Consider the following 17,086-nt stretch of genomic DNA (forward strand, 5'->3'; position numbering starts at 1 on the left):
ATTGCGCGCAATTTATTTTGTGGGTTTGCTAATTTACTTAATTATCAATATAGTTACAGCAATTTTGTGGCTAAAGAAAAGGGCATCTGTGTGATAGAAAATGACGCAGAATACGAAACAAACATGCAAGCTGATGTGGGGCAAGTCGTTCAACAACTCACTGAAGTTGAAGGCGAAGAACAGGCTGAAGTGTTTAGTGAAATTCTGAATGACTCAGAACCTGGAACCATAGCCTTAGCGCTTGAATCCTTGCCCTTGGATGAGCGTTACGAGCGTTGGCAGCAAGTTGAATTTGCTGACCGAGTGACAGTGTTGAGCTTAATGCGTGCCGATCCGCGCATGGGGATCCTGAAGCGGATGCCTGACAATGAAGTGGATCTGTTATTTGCGCAATTAAGCCCAGAAGATTTAATTGAGTGGAGTGATTATCTTCCTGAAAGTTTTACCGATCGTGCCTTGGCTCAGATGGGGGAGCGTCAGCGACAACGATTCGAACTTTATGATCAATACTCTGAGAATGAAATCGGCCGTTATACCGATCATCAAATGTTGGTGCTCAGTGATAAGGCGACAGTTGCTCAAGCGCAGCGCTTCTTTCGTCGTATAGAGCTCGATTGTAACGACAATTTGTTTATCGTTGATGATCTGGATAAGTATCAAGGTACTGTTCGTCGTTATGATATTTTTAAACATAATCCCGATGAATTATTGATTTCACTTTTGTCTGAGGACTGCCGTGCGTTATCCGCCGATACGAGTCTTTTAGAAGCGGCTGAAGCGATAGAGCACAGCCGCGAAATTGAATTGCCTGTGATTGATGAGTCCGGAGAGTTAATCGGCCGCGTGACGCTACGAACCGCAACGGCATTAGTGCGTGAGCATTATGAGGCGCAGTTGATGGCAACAGCGGGTATGGATGAATCCGACGACTTGTTCGCCCCGATTATGAAAGGTGCTCAACGCCGTGCTGTATGGCTTGGGATCAATTTACTGACGGCTTTCCTTGCCTCAGCGACTATTGGTTTATTTGAAAATGTCCTATCGCAAGTGGTTGCATTAGCTGTGTTGATGCCGATTGTCGCTTCTATGGGCGGTATCGCGGGGAGCCAGTCTCTAACGCTAATGATCCGTGGCATGGCCATGGGACAGATTTCGGCGGGTAACTTGTTTTCGCTAATGAAAAACGAACTCGGCATTGGCATAGTTAACGGATTTTTGTGGGCGATAGTGATAGGTTTAGTCTCTGGCTGGTGGTTCGGTGAAGCGACGATAGGTATAGTGATCGGCTGTGCGATATTGATTAATATGGCCGTTGCCGCTATTGCTGGGGTGATAGTGCCTATGGTGTTACAGAAGTTTAATCAAGATGCGGCGTTATCGGGTTCAGTGATCTTAACGACTGTGACCGATGTGGTGGGTTTCTTTACTTTCTTAGGTATGGCGACGTTGTTATATCTGTAGCGTGGGCTCTTGGGTGAGTTTGGAAGATGAATGCACGGCAATTTGGTGTGCATTCACCGTATGTTGGGAACATTAACGGTTTAATCTGGATATGAATAACATTCAGTTTGTTATAGGTGAAAAGCCGGAAGAATTAGCGCTGGCGGCACAATTAATTGATGGACGTGATGATAATGCTCATCCGTTGGATCATCAGGTCTTTTTCCATTCTCGTGCGGTGATCTTAGCGAAAACTATCGAGGGTGAGATTGTCGGTTGCGCCGCGATAAAAGCCGGTAAAGGCACTGTTGATAAAGGCACTGTCGGTGAATTGGGTTATCTGGTGGTATCGCCCTATTATCGGCGTCAAGGCATAGCTCAAGGTTTAACGCAAAAACGTATCGAAGTGGCTAAGGCTTTAGGGATATTGATTTTATACGCCACAATTCGCGCCGAGAACACGTCGAGTCAAGCTAATTTATTGAAGGCAGGTTTTCAGTTTTGGCGTAATTATTTGAGTATCCGTGGCACAGGAAATACTGTGGGTTGGTATTACTTAGCTTTAAGCGCTAGTGTCGATGCTGAAGCGATAATGCAGTCTTTAGTTGGCGATCGTACCCCAGTGGTCTAATTGTGTTTTAAGTGAAAAGACTTAGATCTTAATGTGTTTTCATCTTGTTTTACATTTGTATATTCCTCGCAAATAATTCCTCTTTATACGCAAATAGGCTGATTTTCTTTATTTATTCGGTATGATCCGCGGCTATTACCCACAGTCATTATTGAGGTGTTTTTTTATGACTAAGTTCAGAGTAGCAAGTGTCTTATTATTGAGTGCCGCAGCGCTGCAAGTGAATGCGTCAGAATTTAATCTTGGGTTGAACAACGATGTGGTTTCAACTGAGTTAGAACTGCAATTGAACAAAGATACTAACGCGGTTTTGGGTTATATCTATGCTGATGAAGGCGGCCATATCGCTCAAGGTGCAATGCACATGACCCATGATGCGGGTGTGCATCACTTTGAGGTCGGTGCTCAGTTAAGCCAGCTTTGGTCTGACTATTCACCCAATGGCAGTGCCGTTTCTGTTGGTGGTCGTTATGCACTATCAATGGGACCCAATATTTCACTGCACGCCGCGGCTTACTATGCGCCGTCTGTATTGTCATTTGGCAATGTTGATGGTCATTATGAATTAGACTCAAAAGTGCAATACCGTATAACGCCAAACATGGCACTTTATGTTGGTTACCGCAAGATTGCCTTCGAATACGATGATGCCCGCAATTTTACTTTCGAAGATGGTGTGTATATTGGCGGTAAATTCCGTTTCTAAGCACAAGGCATATTGATTTAGCTGTATTGCGATCGAGATGTCGAATTAAAGAGCCGGCCGAGGTTAACTTCGCCGGCTTTTCCATTTCGCCTTTAGCTCACTGTAGCTTGGCAATATGGATGAGAAAATGACTAATCCAATCCCGATTAAAATCACTAGGCTGAGTTCTTCATCGAGTATCCACCAGCCTAACAAGGCTGCAAAAATCAATCCTGTATATTCTACTGGTGCCATTTGGCTCGCATCGGCACGTCGATAGGCATGGATGATGAGATAGGTCATGGCAATGTAAAATAGTCCCAAAGTCAGCCCCACTTGCGCCACTGGTAAACTAAATTCGGCGCCTTCGTATAAGGTCGCAGGTATCAGAAATATCATCGCAAAGGCATTAGACCAAAAGAGCATGGAAAAAGGATGTTCATGGGTCGAATAGGCCTTTAAAATCAAACTATTCAATGCTGATGTTATGGCACCGAAAAAGGCTAAACCTATATACAGGTTAAATTCTGTTGGTTGGCTGATAAGCAAAATGCCGCTAAAGCCGATAAGACCTGCGACCATGCGTCGATAACCAATACGTTCATTTAAAAAAATGGCCGATAGTACTAGCAGTAACAAGGGTGAGGTATAAATCACCGCTGTTACTGTCGCGAGCGGAAGATGCAGAATAGCAAGCATAAAAATGGCGTTGCCCAGTCCAATCAATAGTGCGCGGGCGAGATGCACTTTGTAAAAAGGACTCAGTTTAAGATTACCCTGTAAGTGCCACACAAAAGGCAGTACAAGCAGAGTGGCAAATAATTGCCTGTAGAGCACCAGTTGAAAAACAGGCACATTGGTTTCAAGCAACTTAACCAATAGGTTACCGCTGGCAATCAGTAGTTGTGCGGCTAAAATCATCAATAGAGGCTGCATAGGATCCCAGCAAAAATAAGTCAGTATTAAGGTGTATCTTGAATTTCATGCCGCTGTTTGGACTTTGAGACTAAAATAGCATCATAAGGCATGGTATATCCGACTAATTTAGCCTAACTGATTGTAAAAAACTAAATGTAGCCATAAAGTTAACCTACAAATCCAACTATCGACTAAGATTGACAGCATTAGCATTTTCTTCATAGCTGTAAAAATGATCTATGGCCCTTTAACTAAATAAGCCGATGAACAAACTTAAACAAACTCTATTTTGGTGTTTTTTACTTTTCTTGTGGACATTAAGTCCCTCTGTATTAAGCGCTGAAATTGCGTTGGACTCCCCGTATTTGTTCCATGCTAAAGCGGATCAACAGCCTCCTGATCGGTTTGAAACCGTGCCCCATTGGATGGAGCAACTCGACGAAGCTGGTTCGGTCAGCTTAACCGGTGGCGATTATTGGATGATCACGCCTGTGATGGTCAATCAACGTCAATCAAACTGGGTAGTGGATGCAAGTAATTCGATTATTGAATCCGTAGATTATTGGATACTCGGCAGTGACGGCAGCGTACAACATGCCCACAGTGGCTACAGTGCTCCATACCAGTTTTTATTCGATTATGGCCGTAAGGTCACCTTGAATATGGGCACGGATTATTGGCTGGTGGTGAAGCTGAGTAGCCGTTATTACTCCTCTCCCCCTGAGATAGCATTGCAAAGTGTGGCGGATCATCAACTTATGTCTGACCGTCTCGCAATGGCAGTGCTGCTGTGTTTAGGCGGATTATTGTTTATCGCCTTATATAATATTTTGATTTATATCTCTATTCTTGATAAAGCCTTTCTCTACTATGGCCTCTACGTATTTGCTTATTTTGGTGGCTGGGCACTGACTTTCCATTTGCCCGCACACTTATTTAATTTTCATTACCTTGAGTTGCATCATCTGTTTTTCATCAGTTTGCCCATTTTTAATATCATGTTTTACAAGCACTTCCTGCAGTTGCCTAGTTACTCACCGCGGCTGTGGCGTCTTAGTCAGTATTTAATGTTTGCCTGTATTGTGGCTCTGCCGACCAGTATTTGGTTGTTGTCCTATACGGCAATTATTGCCTCTGTACTGATCATGCTATGGATTGCTTTAGCGATTACCTGCGGTAATGTGTGCTTGATGAAAGGCTTTGCTCCTGCACGTTATTTTATTCTTGCTTTTACCTGCTTGCTGTTGCCTGCGGTGATTATTTTACCCGGAAATATGGGGCTCACTCCTGATTTCATTGAACATGCAGAGCTTGCGACTCTGATGGGCGGTACGGCTGATGCGTTATTACTGTCCTTAGCGTTAGCGAATAAGCTGAAATTACTTGCTGAGGAACGTAAGGCGCATATTGAAGAGTTAGCGATTGCATGGGAAAAGGCTCGTTTAGATGGATTAACGCGAGTCGGTAATCGTTATGCCTTTGACGAATATATGAACTCACAATTAGGATTTGCCGATAAAGTCGTGCAACCGATGGCGTTAGCACTATTGAATATCGATAGTCTGAAAAGTGTCAATGAAACACTCGGCCATCAAGAAGGCGATAGATTATTGCTGTTGATAGTGCAGTTATTGCAAGCAACAGACTTAGCGCACATGAAGGTTTATCGGATTAGTGGTGACGAGTTTGTGATTGTGACGCCTTCTGCTGGTATCCAGTTATTACAGAGTGCTTTGAGTGGCTTAGGTGAAGAATTAGCAAGCCATGGTTTTAAAGATTGCCAGTGTAGTTTTGGGATGTCGTTAAACACTGAGGTCGCAGATCCCCATGAGTGGTTGCGTTCTGCTGACACTCACTTATATCAATCGCGTATGGATAAGCGTCGTCAAGAGTATGCAGATACTCGCGGTGTCGATGTGAGGCTACATTTAAGCTAGCTATTGAAAAATTTAAAATAATCGTTTTATACCAATCACATTAAATAGCTAATCAGTTCAGAGCCTCACAGGTATTTCAATCCAAGGCGCATTGACGCAGAAATGGTTATTCCCTTTTAAGTCAATGCAACACGGGAGTGGGATACCTGTGTGGCTCCCGAAGGGCGGCTGATGTTTACTACATGGCAACGCGCTTTATACTGCGTTTAAGGCTTTCGACAGAGCACCACTATGCCTTCAAGCCTTCGCCTTGTCTAAAGCGCGTTGAACTCCCGCTGAATGAACAGATATTTAATATGATTGGTATTATTAGAGCATTAGAAAACATAAACGGTGCAGAATTTATCTGCGCCGTTTATGTTTTTATCTTAGATTTATTAGCTTCATCTTGCTTGGACTGAGCAGTGTCCAAGTTTACGACTTAGCTAGATTTAAGGACGAGCTTAGAAGTCTTTTTCGCCCTTAATCACCGCAGGATGACCCGATATCGCTTTTGATGTGTGCATTCCCGCCATCGTCGCCGCTTCGACGCAGCCCGCATTAAGGCCTGTCTTTATCCAATCGCCCGTCATATACAGGTTATCTATCCCTGTGCCATCTGTCGTGATGCGATACTGCGAGCTGTCTTTAACCGATAAGACATAACGCTCGGATGGGTCTACATTTGCGCGCCAATATTGGCTATCGAAGCGGGCAACACCTTGACGGTCTTGTTCATCGTGTAACCATTCCCAAGGGAAGCTATCACCGACATTTTGCCAAAGTTTATGGATTTCGGTATTGAGTTGATGGATAGCACCCGCTTTTGCTTCTAAGGTTTTCCGTTGTTGGAAATCTACATCCGAGCTTGGTGGATAGGCCTCGACAGGCAATGCCGAGCAAAAGTAACTGGCATTTTTAGGTTCTAAGCCGCGCCAATCTTCTTTGTCTAGCAGTTGGTTCATCGATGCCCAAGTATCGAAGGGTTCGGTGAAGCCCGATAATACGGGCTCCTCGCTATCTTCAGAGTAATTAGGCCAGCCTATCCCATTCAGATCTTGGTTCATCCACAGTTGATAGGCTTGAGTGGCGACAGTTTGCACCTTATCAACGCAAAGCTTGAGGGCTGGGCTTTGTGCCATGACTTCACTCGCCACGTGGGGCACAGAACCTATGGATAGACCGAAGATCACTTTGTCGAAATCTACGCCTTTGACTAAACGCTTTTTCGGCAGGGCTTTGCCAAAGTGAGTTTCATACACGCTGTCCCAATCGCTCCAGAAGTGTTCAAGATTGATATTATGGGCTTTAAGCAGTGCCGATTGCTCAGGCTCAAGCTGCTCATAATTGGGCGTACTCGGCCAGCAAGCGAGACCTTTCACATCGACTAAAGGATCGTAGTTTGTGACAGTCGGCGCCAGAGCTACTTGCTCAGTGATCTCAATCGCTTGAATACTTTGATTACGGCATTCGAGATTATCAACTCGATTGAAGTAGTGGAAATTGACTCCGCGGCGTTTGAGCACTTCGTAAAAAGGTGTAAACACAACATCACCCATGCCCGCCTGCATTTTCCACATCACGCCACCTTGATAGCACAGGGCAATACGCAACATAGCGCGGATAATTGTGCCCGCTTCGACATTAGGTTTGTCGAAGTTGCCTTTCTCATAGGCAAACACTAAGTCGTAAAAACCGCGCACTAGCGCACTGTCGACTGTGTACTTAAGGCTGGCGCCGTGTTTGGTTAACCATTCGCGATAATCATAACCATTGATGGCGTCAAAGCCTTTCTCAAACACATCGTCGGCAAACATGCCCTTGAGGATCGTGAGCCCCAGATCGGCGGCTATATATAAGTGGCGCAGTTCGTCATTATTATCTAAATGTCCGCTAAAACGTTTCACGAGTCTTTGATGCAGGGCATCGACGGCCGATTCTACAAAACCATCGTCACTTTCACTGTGTACATGCTCATCGCACTCGCGGCCAATCATTTGATTAAAATGGCATTCAAGCTTATCACCGAGCGCGTCGAGTGATTCTTTGGCATCTTCGACCGAATCCTCTAACTTATCTTTTAAGCGTTCAAACCAGCTGCTATCGAGCCAGTTTTTAGGTGTTCCCATGGCATTTTCATCTGCATCGAGCAGGTCATCCATGTCTTTGAGCCATTCTTTGATCCACGCAAAGGCGACTTTAACGACTTTCCAGAAGGTGAGGGTTTCGGTGCCATCACCTGGGATGCCTGGTAACATTGGGAAAGTGATTGGCCAACTTACAGAACGGCCATCAACTTCTTCCTGTAAGACGATGAAGTTATGGGGTTTAAAGGCATCAAAAAAAGTCGCAAGCGGCGCGTTTGCTGGCCTATCCAATTCCTCATACGCTTTGCGCATTAAGGCAAACGCGTTTTGATAGAAACCAAACCAGATGTGTAAACCATGTTCTTCGATGCGTTGCCCCATAGCGGCATTGCGGCCACTTGCCCCTTTACCACCGATACGCCAGCCGAGTTGATAGACATCAATCTCATATTGATTCTGCCAGCCGGGTTTATCGGTTAGATAACAGGCTGCTGTCATTGCCGCGACACCTCCACCGAGAATGGCTATTTTCTGTTTTTTGATTTCGGAGTTATCGACTAATACCTCGCCGGGCGGCACTTCAAAATCGAAGTTCACATGGTAAGGGAGTAAAACGTGCTGCTCACCAATCTCGACCCCGAGCGTATCTTTTAACGGGAAGCTGGCATTATCAAAAATGGTCGCGACAAAATCATTTTTTAGCAGGGCAACACTGTGCACTTTATTCACTTGGGCTGGCGCGGCAACGATGGCTTGATAAATGGCTTTTTGCCCTGACGAGTCGGGGAACTGTTTTAGAAATACTTGATCGATAGCGGGTTTAAATAACAGATGAAATAGCTGCTCTTCGCCAAGCTGGTCAAGTTCTGGAATAAAATCGGTTTGTTCTTTAAAGAGTTGCCAAGTTTGGGTTATCGCTTCAAGGGTTGAGAGCTGTGCCTCGGGTTTGGCATTGCAATTCACTTCAATTAATGGATGCAGGGCAAGTTCGGTTTCGGGTGAGAAATGTAAAAAACTTTTGGTCTCAAGGGATAATCGCGTCAGAGGCTCGCCAACCGCTGGCATAGTGTATTCACATAAATACTTAGGATAACCAAAGAGTTCTCTGCCATTAATTAAGGCCATGGCATCGTTCACCCAAATATGTAGTGGCTGAAAATACACTTGGCTGATTTGTTTACTGTCGCTGCTATCTTGGCGCCCGACCATGACCCAAGTGATGATGTCCGTTTCTTGGATCCAGCCCTTAGCTCTGTCCTCTGGATAAGCGGAGTAGGCTTTTTCAATTTGAGTGAAGGTTGTCAGTACGTAGGGAGACAGCACCTTAAAATACATTGCGCTACCGGCAACTTGATTCAGGGTTTTATCGATAGAGCGTTGCAGGTTTTCCTGTTTCCCCTTAAGAAAAAAACCGTACATATCGGCTTTATTTAGCACTAAGGGCGAGTGCATCAACATACTGCCTTGGGGATAAATAAAGTCGGGGCGCTGTTTTTCCATGGCGTTCATCCTTAAATTTCAGTGTAAGTCCAATGATTTGGGAGTTATAGCCCAAAAAGCATAGGGCAAATAAGCAATTAAGCCCATTGATTTTACACTGGAGTGATTAAGTATTTGATAGGGGATAACGGGGTTGAGTAGCAAGTTGGATATTATCCAACTTGCTCAGATTTGGCAGGTTTAGCACAGAACGAATTTGTAAAACAAACCCGTGAGAGCAAGGGTACTTAGATTTAGTTACTTCGATTTATTTTGGTAGAAATCCACCTCTGTATTATCGTCCGAGTAACGTCGCTTAGTATCTCTGCGGCGCTGTTTCACGCGTTTATTCTTTTGCTTACCTTTGACGTTATCGCCCCATGGCGCATCATCGTCGTCAAATTCATAGGAGTGTGACATGGTCAAAATTCCAAAAATACCTGTGCCATTCGCAGCACCCGATCTTTTTACCCAAAGGAGAGATGAAGCTAAAGCGAAATATTTCATCACTGATGGTGAAAAGTTTTGTCCAAAGGCTATATCTTGCCACTGAAATGGCCGTATCTGAGATTTCAATGGGGAATATGTGGATTATCATTATGATAATTAAAGGATAAGTGTAATTATCATCGGAAATTATATTATATGATTGAAACTGGCGCCCAGAATGAAAGGCGCCAAGTTTTGATACAAAATAATGAGTTAGTGTTACTTGACGCGCAGCATACGCGCGACAAACATACCATCACTATTCGCTTCAAAGGGCCATACGGTCAACATTTCTGTTTGTTCACCCGTAAAAGGATGGCGTATTGGCGTGAGCGTGAACTCTGGATGTTGCTGTAAAAACGCTGTCACCACGTCTTGGTTCTCGAGCGGCGACAAGGAACACGTGGCGTAAACGAGGATGCCGCCCGCTTTAACTGCGCTGCTACTACGGCTTAAAATATCGAGCTGTAACGCGGCTTTATCGGCCACGGCTTCAACACCATCCAACCAACGCATATCGGGATTACGTCGCCAAGTGCCAGTGCAACTGCACGGGGCATCGACTAACACACCGTCGAAATGATCCGCTGGTACCGGCAGGGCATCGCTCTTCCAACGGGCAACGCTAATGCCGTTAAAGTGGGCTCTTTGGGCACGTTTAGTCAGTTCTTCTAGGGCATTGGAGCGAATATCTGACGATATAATGCTGCCCGTAGAGGGTGTTTTATTATCAGCAGCCTTGGTCAACATCAAAGACCGCAGCTGCAGGGTTTTGCCGCCTGCACCACTGCAGGCATCCCACCAATGGGCATCGGGTTCTGGCGCGCAAATTTGCCCTATGACCTGTGAAGCCAAATCTTGGATCTCAATGTTACCGTCTTTATACAGGGCGATTTCATTAAGATTCATACTCTTGCTGCCAAGATTGATGGCATCGCTAAAGTAATGACCATAACTCGCTTCTATACCGAGCGCTTGCAGTTGTGTCGCCGCATCTTGGCTAGTGATCCCCTGTGCGCGTCCCCAAATCGGCGGGCGACTGGACATAGCAGCAATTAATTGGGTTTGCTGCGCCGCATCTACAGGGCACACTTGCCAGAACCACTCGGGTAATAAGTCCTGTGGTTTAAACTCAGCCGCGGGAAATAAATGCTGCATTAGCGTGAGTTTGTCGTCGAGGCTTTTAACGGCAAGTGCTTGAGCCTGCTGATAATCGATAGGTGACTGCGATAACTCATGCCAAGCAGTGGCGATATCTTGCCAAGCATGGGCTTCCAATAACGCACTGGCACTTAGGCTGGCAAAATAAGTCGCTGATTCTTGTTGATCGCCTAATCGCTGAAACCAACCCCACCAGCGAAACAGACCAAACAAAGATTCACGAATGACTTTACGATCCTTCGAGCCGTGTTTTTTATGTTCTCTAAAGTAGTTGGCCAGAATACGGTCGGCGGGCATTTTGCTGCTTTGAATTTCATCGAATAATTGCTTAATTGTACTGGCGTAACTGAGCGCACGTTTTTGCGCTGGGGTGCTAGCCTCTGCATTTAATGCTGACGATGTGTTTGAGTTGGATGCTTTACCGGAAGAGAAGCTGCTTGGATTACCCATAAATTTAGCCTGAATTATGCTCTCTGTGGCTGCGCCTTATGTAGGAGGCATAACTGTAACAGAGGGGAAAAATAAGTGGCGCAGAGTGTAGCAGTTTTGCCCGATAACAGGCAGAAAAAAAGCCCCAAAGTCGCATCAACTTGCGGGGCTTTTTGTGGTTGAGTCACTTAGACTCATGGTGTATTCAGTACCAAAGGGTTATTTGCAGGCTATCGCTCAATTACCGCTTAGAAGGTGATTATTTCGTCACCATCTTTTGGATTTGCTTAGCCCGTTCTTCATCACTCATTTCCACCGGTGGTGGCGTGACTATGCCTTTTTGGCACGCGGGTCTGAGTGCTAACTCATCTAACCAACGTTGCAAATGTGTCAGACCTTCCATATTGATGCCGCTCCACTCGTGGATCCGCACCCAAGGCCAAGTTGCGATGTCGGCAATCGTGTATTCGTCACCAGCAAGGTATTGATTTGTAGCTAGTTGAGTATTCATAACCTCGAATAAACGTCGACCTTCTTTTTGATACCTGTCAATGGCTGCGGGGATTTTTTCAGGGAAGTACCTAAAGAATACGTTGGCTTGTCCCATCATGGGGCCGACGCCGCTCATTTGGAACATTAACCATTGGATCACCTGTGAGCGCTTTTTCGGATCGGCTGGCAGGAATTTACCTGTTTTTTCGGCTAGATACAGCAGAATCGCACCTGATTCGAATACCACAAAATCCTCGTTATCGCGGTCGATAATGGCGGGAATGCGACCATTGGGATTAATGGCAATAAACTCGGGCTGTTTTTGCTCACTGGTACTGAAATCTAATTTATGGACGCGATATTCAAGTCCCATTTCTTCCAGTGCGATGGAAATTTTAAAACCATTAGGGGTCGCGGCTGTGTATAAATCTATCATGATGATTCCTTAAGGTTATAACGCTTATAGCTACTCACTTTAGTGCCCATGAATATTCATCATCAGGCATTAGCGCCGCTATTTTTTAGGGGTTAACGATACTATGGCAGGACGCTGCGTCATAGTGTTGAACCAAGCCTTGAGATGCGGCAAGTTATCAGCCACTTCGATGTCTAAATTTTTAATAAAACTGATAAAAACGTAAGCCGAAATATCGGCAATACTGAATGCATCGCCTGCCACAAAGGCTGACGTGTTCAATTGTTGGTCTAAGGTTGGTAGGAAGTCAATGACCCTTTGGCGTGATTCTACGCCCCAAGACTCGACACAATTTTCCCTGTCTTTATAGACACCGCTTAAATTACGAAAGGCTTGAAACCCGACCATTAATCCTTGTAACTCTATGATGCGTTGCCACATTTCTACTTTGGCGCGCTCAAGCGGTGTATTACCAAACAGTGAATGCTCACTCGGGTGAATTTCGTCTAAATAGCGGCAAATGGCAACAGATTCACACAGGTAGCTGCCATCATCGAGTTCGAGCAGTGGAATGCGGCCATTTACACTTTTGGCTTTAAACTCAGCGCTTAAATTTTCTCCTCCACGGATATCGACGTTCACTCTTGGCACTTCTATACCTTTTTCCGCAAGAAAAATACTGACGCGGCGTGCGCTGGGAGTCGGAGCTAATTCGTAGAGTTTCATCTAAAGTCCTGTAGTTTTTATCAGTGCTTTATGCTCGATTCGGGCATATAAGGCTTTTTCTGAACGTTCGGTTAGGTTAGAATTTACGCCATATCTAAACGAACAGTCAAGAATGATTTACCCCTCAACTTTCTGTAGTAAAGAGGAATGGTGAAGCTGAACATGAACGCGTATTCAAGAGATTAGGTCGCAGGCTATGGCACGGAGTTGTAATTTTGATCGGCAAGAAAAACTCATATTGGCGATGGAGCTTTTTTGGCAAAAGGGCTTTGCTGAAACCTCAATTTCCGATCTCGTCGGCCATTTAGGCATTAATCGATTTAGTCTCTATAACAGCTTTGGCGACAAGCAGAATCTTTACCGCGAGTGCCTCAGTTTCTACCTTGATCATTATTCTTTTGGCGCTTCAGATACTTTGCTGCATGAAAAAGCGGGCTTAGCTGAAATAGAAGCTTATTTAGCGCGCTTTGTTGCTTTGCAGCGGGAGCAAAAGTACGGCTGTTTTATGCAAAATGCTGTGCTCGAAAAGAGCCTTAACGATGAAAGTGTGCTGCAGGAATGTCAGCGATTATTTTGTCGATTACAGACCTCATTCACCCAAGTGTTACAAGTTTGCCAAGCGCGTGGAGAGCTATTAGCCCATGTGCAACCACATCAAGTTGCTGCTTTTTTAGTGCTGCAATTACAAGGGATTAGAGTGTTAGGCAAGGCGGGCGAATATGAGTTGTTAGACAATGCGTTTGTTGTATTGCAAGACTATTTACGTAGTTTGAGTGCTAATCAGACTGCATAACTGCAAATGACATAGTTTGATTGGCCTAGGTTTTTGCCTAGGCCATGTTTTTAGAAATCTATTTTTAAAAGTTTATTTCTAAAAGCCTATTTCTAAAAGTCCAAGTCCAGCGCAAAACACAGATAGGCCATCAGTTGAGTACAGTGTGCAAATTGCTCGGCACAAAAACTGGCTGCATCTGGGCGGCAGAGTTCCTCAAAGGCGATATTTTTAACTGCGATAAAATCTTTTCGTTTTAGCTCTATCAGCATAGGGTGGTTTTTATCAAATCCCTTTGGTGGTCGAGTTAAGCTATCGCCATCCATATTAAATCCATGACTTTGTAAGGTTTGTAGCGCCTTTTTATAGCCGTTGGGATTCTCATCGATACAAGTGCGAATGGCATTTAAGGCTTTCGATTCTGGGTGCCAAATCCCTGCGGCAATAAAACAGCCATCTTCGGCAATGTGTAAATATAGTCCCGGCGCATGCACGTCTTTGCCCTGAAAATGGCGAAATTGAATGCCAACATTGGTTTTATAGGGCGTTTTATCTTTGCTAAAACGGCTGTCTCGCTGGGGACGCATCAAGCTGCCGCCGACTTTTTTTGGTACGGCAGTGAGCCTAGGCGAGAGGGCGAGAATACTGGGCTGCATTTGCTCGATAAATTGCAGCGCAGGCGTTCGCACTGTTTCTTCGTATTCCGCCTGATGGGCTTTAAACCAGTCGCGGGAGTTGTTATGTACCAGTTGATTTAAAAATTGCAGGCTCGCCGCGCTGAACGTTGCACCAGTCGCAATAGGGATTTTAGTTGTTAGAGTGGCCATTATCAGAGAACCTTATTAATGCAGATAAACCGAGCATAAGCAGTATTAATGCCGATTGAGGAGCAAGGTGAGTTGCTGACATATCCTCCCGTATCGCCCGCTCGTTCTTACTCACGATAGTTAAGACACGATAGTTAAGACTGCCAAGTTGGGTGCCAATACTGCCATCCTTCGGCAAGATCTTCACTTAAATTTTTGCATTGTGCCGCTTCTACCTTGTTTTCAATTAGTCGGTTATTTACACGTAAAGCTAAGTGAGAACTATTCTTATCTTGTTCGTTAGTGCCTATAATGCCGCCCTATTTTTAGATTGGTTTGTTAATAGGATGACGTTGAATGGGTTGCCTGCCTAAGTGTGATAAGTGGAAAGCGAATAGAAATCTGTCGCTTATGGGATTATGTATATTGCCCTCAATACCGTTGTACGCCGCTGAGGTATTGGGCGAGCCTAAGGTTGAGCCGATTGAGATCCTGCAGGTTCATGGGCAGCAATATCGCAGGGCCATCACAGTCGCTAAACCCGGTGAAGCGATTATTTCCATGGATCAAATCGAGGAGATGCAGGCGACAACTTTCGCCGAAGTGATCGATGATATGGCGGGGGCGCATGTCGATGGTGGTACCCGCAGCGGCGGTGAGCGGATTAATATCTGGGGCTTTGGCGAGACTGAAGATTTTAACGTTTATGTGGATAATGCTCCGGTGGGATTTGAGCAGTATCGCTACGGCTCATTTTTCCTCGATCCTGACCTCATCAAGCGAGTGGAAGTGATTAAGGGTGCCCATGATGTGCGCTCGGGCAATGGGGGTTTTGGTGGTGCCATGTATGTGGTCACTAAATCGGCCGATGATTTTCTTAAATATGATCAATCACTTGGCGCGCGAGCCAAAACCAGCTACGCCAGCAATAATGACGCTATGGGTTATACGGGGACAGTTTATGGCCGCGTGAATTCACATCTATCTGGCTTGCTGCATCTTACGCGTCGCGATGCGGGGGATGTCACTTTAGCCAATGGTGAAGAGTTTGAATATTCAGGTTATGAGCAAAATAACTACCTAGGTAAGATGGATTACGCGCAGGGCGATCACCAATTAGCCTTGAGCGTGACCCATTATCTTGATGAGGGCCGCAAACCTTGGGCTAATCGCCGTGGCCCTATGCCTGCCATCTCGGACTACAACATCAAAAAGTACGGCTCCTACGAGCAGGCTCTGTATGCCACAACCGCCTACAACACCTATGAAGACAACACTTGGTCGGCTAATTATCGCTATTCGCCGAGTAATCCCCTGATCGATACTCAAGTGGTGATTTCCCATTCGGCGAATGCACGCCACTGGGTAAGACCCGATATCGCGTGGGAGAAAATGACGGTTTCCGTAGGCAACTTCGGTCACGAATCTTGGCTAGACTATAAACGTGACTACATTGATATCAACAACTTGAGCTTGATTGGCGATCATGAGATCACCACAGGATTACAGTACCGTAGTCTTGACCGCACTTCGCTCGTGTTTAACAAAAGTTATGAAACAAATCCCGAGAAAAACTTTGGCTGGTACACACCTTACTACCAACCTGAAGGCCGTCAAGATACCTATGCTGCCTATATTCGCGATGCAATTCATCTTACTAATGACTTAACTGTGACTCCCTCGCTGCGATATGACTTTATCTACAGCATAGGTCGACCAAATATTGCACCAGATTACAACGATATTGCTGCGGGCCATGATTATAGCTCAACCCATCATTCGGGGTTCTCACCAAGATTAGGCATAGATTATCAACTGACAAATCACGCTCGGTTAAACTTTGATTACGCTTATAGCTTGCAAGCCCCTGTGGTGGATGAGATTTATGCCGTGCAATACGCTAAAGCCAGCATTACCGGCACGAGCCGCGACATTGATGTCGAACGCTTACATGCCTTCAAATTAGGCATAATGACGCAGCATCAGCATGTACTTGCCAATGAGGATGCCTTGTCGACGCAAATCACCCTGTTTGCCAATTTAGGTCGTGATGATATTGCCCAGCGCCGCGGAGCTAAGTCTGATAAAAACCAGTTAATTCAAAGTGGTTACACAAATCTTGATGGTTACCATATTTACGGTGCCGATTTTGAAGCCCAATATCGCTATCAAGATGTGTTCAGTGATCTTGCGGTTTCATGGCTGCAAGGACAGCACAATGGGTCACTCAGAGATAGCCAAGATGACGATGAATATTTAGCTAACATAGCCCCGCTCGATATTCGTCTGCGTTTAGGCATGTATATCACAGATGATATTTCTATCGCTTGGCAGGGCACTTGGTATGATGCGCAAACCAATGTTCCCCACGGTGATATCTTTAATGCCGAGTCGCCAAGCGAGAATTATTTCCTACAGAATGTGTATCTCGCCTATGAACCTCAAGCCATCTTAAAGGGATTAAGTGTGCGTTTGATGGTAAAAAATCTTACGGATCTGCAAGTGGTGCCGTTTCTCTCCGATGGGATACCCGCAGCTGGGCGTGATGTCCGTTTGAGTTTAGCCTATGAATTTTAAAGACTAATCACTAAGGCTGTGTGGACTAGGTATATAGCTCATAAAAAATAGGGTTATATTGCC

At 45.2% G+C, this 17,086-nt stretch carries 15 protein-coding genes; 8 read left to right on the forward strand and 7 right to left on the reverse strand.

The window, feature by feature from the left end:
• Nucleotides 1-90 precede the first annotated feature (90 nt).
• The 3 genes from L5L97_RS01615 (at nt 91) to L5L97_RS01625 (ending at nt 2,777) form a co-directional block, all read left to right on the forward strand.
• Nucleotides 91-1,461, forward strand: coding sequence for a magnesium transporter (locus L5L97_RS01615; protein ID WP_028760672.1), 1,371 nt, complete (start codon nt 91-93; stop codon nt 1,459-1,461).
• A gap of 91 nt (nt 1,462-1,552) precedes the next feature.
• Nucleotides 1,553-2,071 carry a GNAT family N-acetyltransferase gene (locus L5L97_RS01620; protein ID WP_263180920.1) on the forward strand — a complete coding sequence of 173 codons (519 nt, stop codon included), beginning with the start codon at nt 1,553-1,555 and terminating at the stop codon, nt 2,069-2,071.
• 166 nt (nt 2,072-2,237) lie between these two features.
• Nucleotides 2,238-2,777, forward strand: coding sequence for a YfaZ family protein (locus tag L5L97_RS01625; protein WP_263180921.1), 540 nt, complete (start codon nt 2,238-2,240; stop codon nt 2,775-2,777).
• Between the two features lie 63 nt (nt 2,778-2,840).
• Here L5L97_RS01625 and L5L97_RS01630 read toward each other — a convergent pair whose 3' ends face one another.
• On the reverse strand, nt 2,841-3,692 hold the full coding sequence (locus L5L97_RS01630; RefSeq protein ID WP_131525349.1) for a DMT family transporter: 852 nt from the start codon (nt 3,690-3,692) through the stop codon (nt 2,841-2,843).
• Nucleotides 3,693-3,937: 245 nt separating this feature from the next.
• Here L5L97_RS01630 and L5L97_RS01635 point away from each other — a divergent pair, with 245 nt between their 5' ends.
• Both L5L97_RS01635 and L5L97_RS01640 read left to right on the forward strand, forming a co-directional pair.
• Nucleotides 3,938-5,611: a diguanylate cyclase gene (locus L5L97_RS01635; protein WP_263180922.1), complete on the forward strand. Its 1,674-nt coding sequence runs from the start codon at nt 3,938-3,940 to the stop codon at nt 5,609-5,611.
• Between the two features lie 182 nt (nt 5,612-5,793).
• The gene (locus tag L5L97_RS01640; RefSeq protein ID WP_263180923.1) at nt 5,794-6,012 is read left to right on the forward strand and encodes a hypothetical protein; all 219 of its coding nucleotides are present in this window, start codon (nt 5,794-5,796) and stop codon (nt 6,010-6,012) included.
• A 42-nt stretch (nt 6,013-6,054) separates the two neighbouring features.
• Here L5L97_RS01640 and L5L97_RS01645 read toward each other — a convergent pair whose 3' ends face one another.
• Both L5L97_RS01645 and L5L97_RS01650 read right to left on the reverse strand, forming a co-directional pair.
• Entirely contained in the window at nt 6,055-9,177 is a 3,123-nt protein-coding gene (locus tag L5L97_RS01645) for an NAD(P)-binding protein (RefSeq protein ID WP_263180924.1), read from the reverse strand.
• 237 nt (nt 9,178-9,414) lie between these two features.
• A complete protein-coding gene (locus tag L5L97_RS01650) occupies nt 9,415-9,576 on the reverse strand; it encodes a hypothetical protein (RefSeq protein ID WP_006080915.1) in 162 nt (53 codons plus the stop codon).
• Between L5L97_RS01650 and L5L97_RS01655 the strand changes: the two genes are divergently transcribed.
• Nucleotides 9,575-9,709 carry a hypothetical protein gene (locus tag L5L97_RS01655; protein WP_263180925.1) on the forward strand — a complete coding sequence of 45 codons (135 nt, stop codon included), beginning with the start codon at nt 9,575-9,577 and terminating at the stop codon, nt 9,707-9,709. The genes L5L97_RS01650 and L5L97_RS01655 overlap by 2 nt on opposite strands.
• Nucleotides 9,710-9,864: 155 nt before the next feature.
• On the opposite strand, the gene L5L97_RS01660 is transcribed toward L5L97_RS01655, so the two are convergent.
• The 3 genes from L5L97_RS01660 to L5L97_RS01670 all read right to left on the reverse strand — a co-directional run bounded on the left by L5L97_RS01660 (nt 9,865) and on the right by L5L97_RS01670 (nt 12,868).
• Nucleotides 9,865-11,256 (reverse strand): RsmB/NOP family class I SAM-dependent RNA methyltransferase, encoded by a 1,392-nt coding sequence (locus tag L5L97_RS01660; protein ID WP_219253594.1) that lies wholly within the window; start codon nt 11,254-11,256, stop codon nt 9,865-9,867.
• A 238-nt stretch (nt 11,257-11,494) separates the two neighbouring features.
• Nucleotides 11,495-12,163, reverse strand: a complete 669-nt coding sequence (locus L5L97_RS01665) for a glutathione S-transferase family protein (RefSeq protein ID WP_014610189.1) — start codon at nt 12,161-12,163, stop codon at nt 11,495-11,497.
• A 78-nt stretch (nt 12,164-12,241) separates the two neighbouring features.
• Nucleotides 12,242-12,868 (reverse strand): glutathione S-transferase, encoded by a 627-nt coding sequence (locus tag L5L97_RS01670; RefSeq protein WP_173497076.1) that lies wholly within the window; start codon nt 12,866-12,868, stop codon nt 12,242-12,244.
• A gap of 196 nt (nt 12,869-13,064) precedes the next feature.
• Between L5L97_RS01670 and L5L97_RS01675 the strand changes: the two genes are divergently transcribed.
• On the forward strand, nt 13,065-13,661 hold the full coding sequence (locus tag L5L97_RS01675; RefSeq protein WP_263160715.1) for a TetR/AcrR family transcriptional regulator: 597 nt from the start codon (nt 13,065-13,067) through the stop codon (nt 13,659-13,661).
• Nucleotides 13,662-13,753: 92 nt separating this feature from the next.
• Here L5L97_RS01675 and L5L97_RS01680 read toward each other — a convergent pair whose 3' ends face one another.
• Complete coding sequence (locus L5L97_RS01680) at nt 13,754-14,467, reverse strand: DUF2461 domain-containing protein (RefSeq protein WP_263175391.1); 714 nt, start codon at nt 14,465-14,467, stop codon at nt 13,754-13,756.
• Between the two features lie 336 nt (nt 14,468-14,803).
• On the opposite strand from L5L97_RS01680, the gene L5L97_RS01685 reads away from it, so the two are divergent.
• Complete coding sequence (locus L5L97_RS01685) at nt 14,804-17,023, forward strand: TonB-dependent receptor (protein ID WP_263180927.1); 2,220 nt, start codon at nt 14,804-14,806, stop codon at nt 17,021-17,023.
• The last annotated feature ends 63 nt before the right edge of the window (nt 17,024-17,086 follow it).

The sequence above is a fragment of the Shewanella sp. SM71 genome (assembly GCF_025653905.1).
Lineage (GTDB): Bacteria > Pseudomonadota > Gammaproteobacteria > Enterobacterales > Shewanellaceae > Shewanella > Shewanella oncorhynchi.

Excerpts from the sequence above, each read along its gene's own strand:
- L5L97_RS01620 (WP_263180920.1), top strand. The coding sequence starts at position 1,553 with ATGAATAACATTCAGTTTGTTATAGGTGAAAAGCCGGAAGAATTAGCG.
- L5L97_RS01625 (WP_263180921.1), top strand. The coding sequence starts at position 2,238 with ATGACTAAGTTCAGAGTAGCAAGTGTCTTATTATTGAGTGCCGCAGCG.
- L5L97_RS01630 (WP_131525349.1), bottom strand. The coding sequence starts at position 3,692 with ATGCAGCCTCTATTGATGATTTTAGCCGCACAACTACTGATTGCCAGC.
- L5L97_RS01635 (WP_263180922.1), top strand. The coding sequence starts at position 3,938 with ATGAACAAACTTAAACAAACTCTATTTTGGTGTTTTTTACTTTTCTTG.
- L5L97_RS01640 (WP_263180923.1), top strand. The coding sequence starts at position 5,794 with ATGGCAACGCGCTTTATACTGCGTTTAAGGCTTTCGACAGAGCACCAC.
- L5L97_RS01645 (WP_263180924.1), bottom strand. The coding sequence starts at position 9,177 with ATGGAAAAACAGCGCCCCGACTTTATTTATCCCCAAGGCAGTATGTTG.
- L5L97_RS01655 (WP_263180925.1), top strand. The coding sequence starts at position 9,575 with ATGGTCAAAATTCCAAAAATACCTGTGCCATTCGCAGCACCCGATCTT.
- L5L97_RS01650 (WP_006080915.1), bottom strand. The coding sequence starts at position 9,576 with ATGTCACACTCCTATGAATTTGACGACGATGATGCGCCATGGGGCGAT.
- L5L97_RS01660 (WP_219253594.1), bottom strand. The coding sequence starts at position 11,256 with ATGGGTAATCCAAGCAGCTTCTCTTCCGGTAAAGCATCCAACTCAAAC.
- L5L97_RS01665 (WP_014610189.1), bottom strand. The coding sequence starts at position 12,163 with ATGATAGATTTATACACAGCCGCGACCCCTAATGGTTTTAAAATTTCC.
- L5L97_RS01670 (WP_173497076.1), bottom strand. The coding sequence starts at position 12,868 with ATGAAACTCTACGAATTAGCTCCGACTCCCAGCGCACGCCGCGTCAGT.
- L5L97_RS01675 (WP_263160715.1), top strand. The coding sequence starts at position 13,065 with ATGGCACGGAGTTGTAATTTTGATCGGCAAGAAAAACTCATATTGGCG.
- L5L97_RS01680 (WP_263175391.1), bottom strand. The coding sequence starts at position 14,467 with ATGGCCACTCTAACAACTAAAATCCCTATTGCGACTGGTGCAACGTTC.
- L5L97_RS01685 (WP_263180927.1), top strand. The coding sequence starts at position 14,804 with ATGGGTTGCCTGCCTAAGTGTGATAAGTGGAAAGCGAATAGAAATCTG.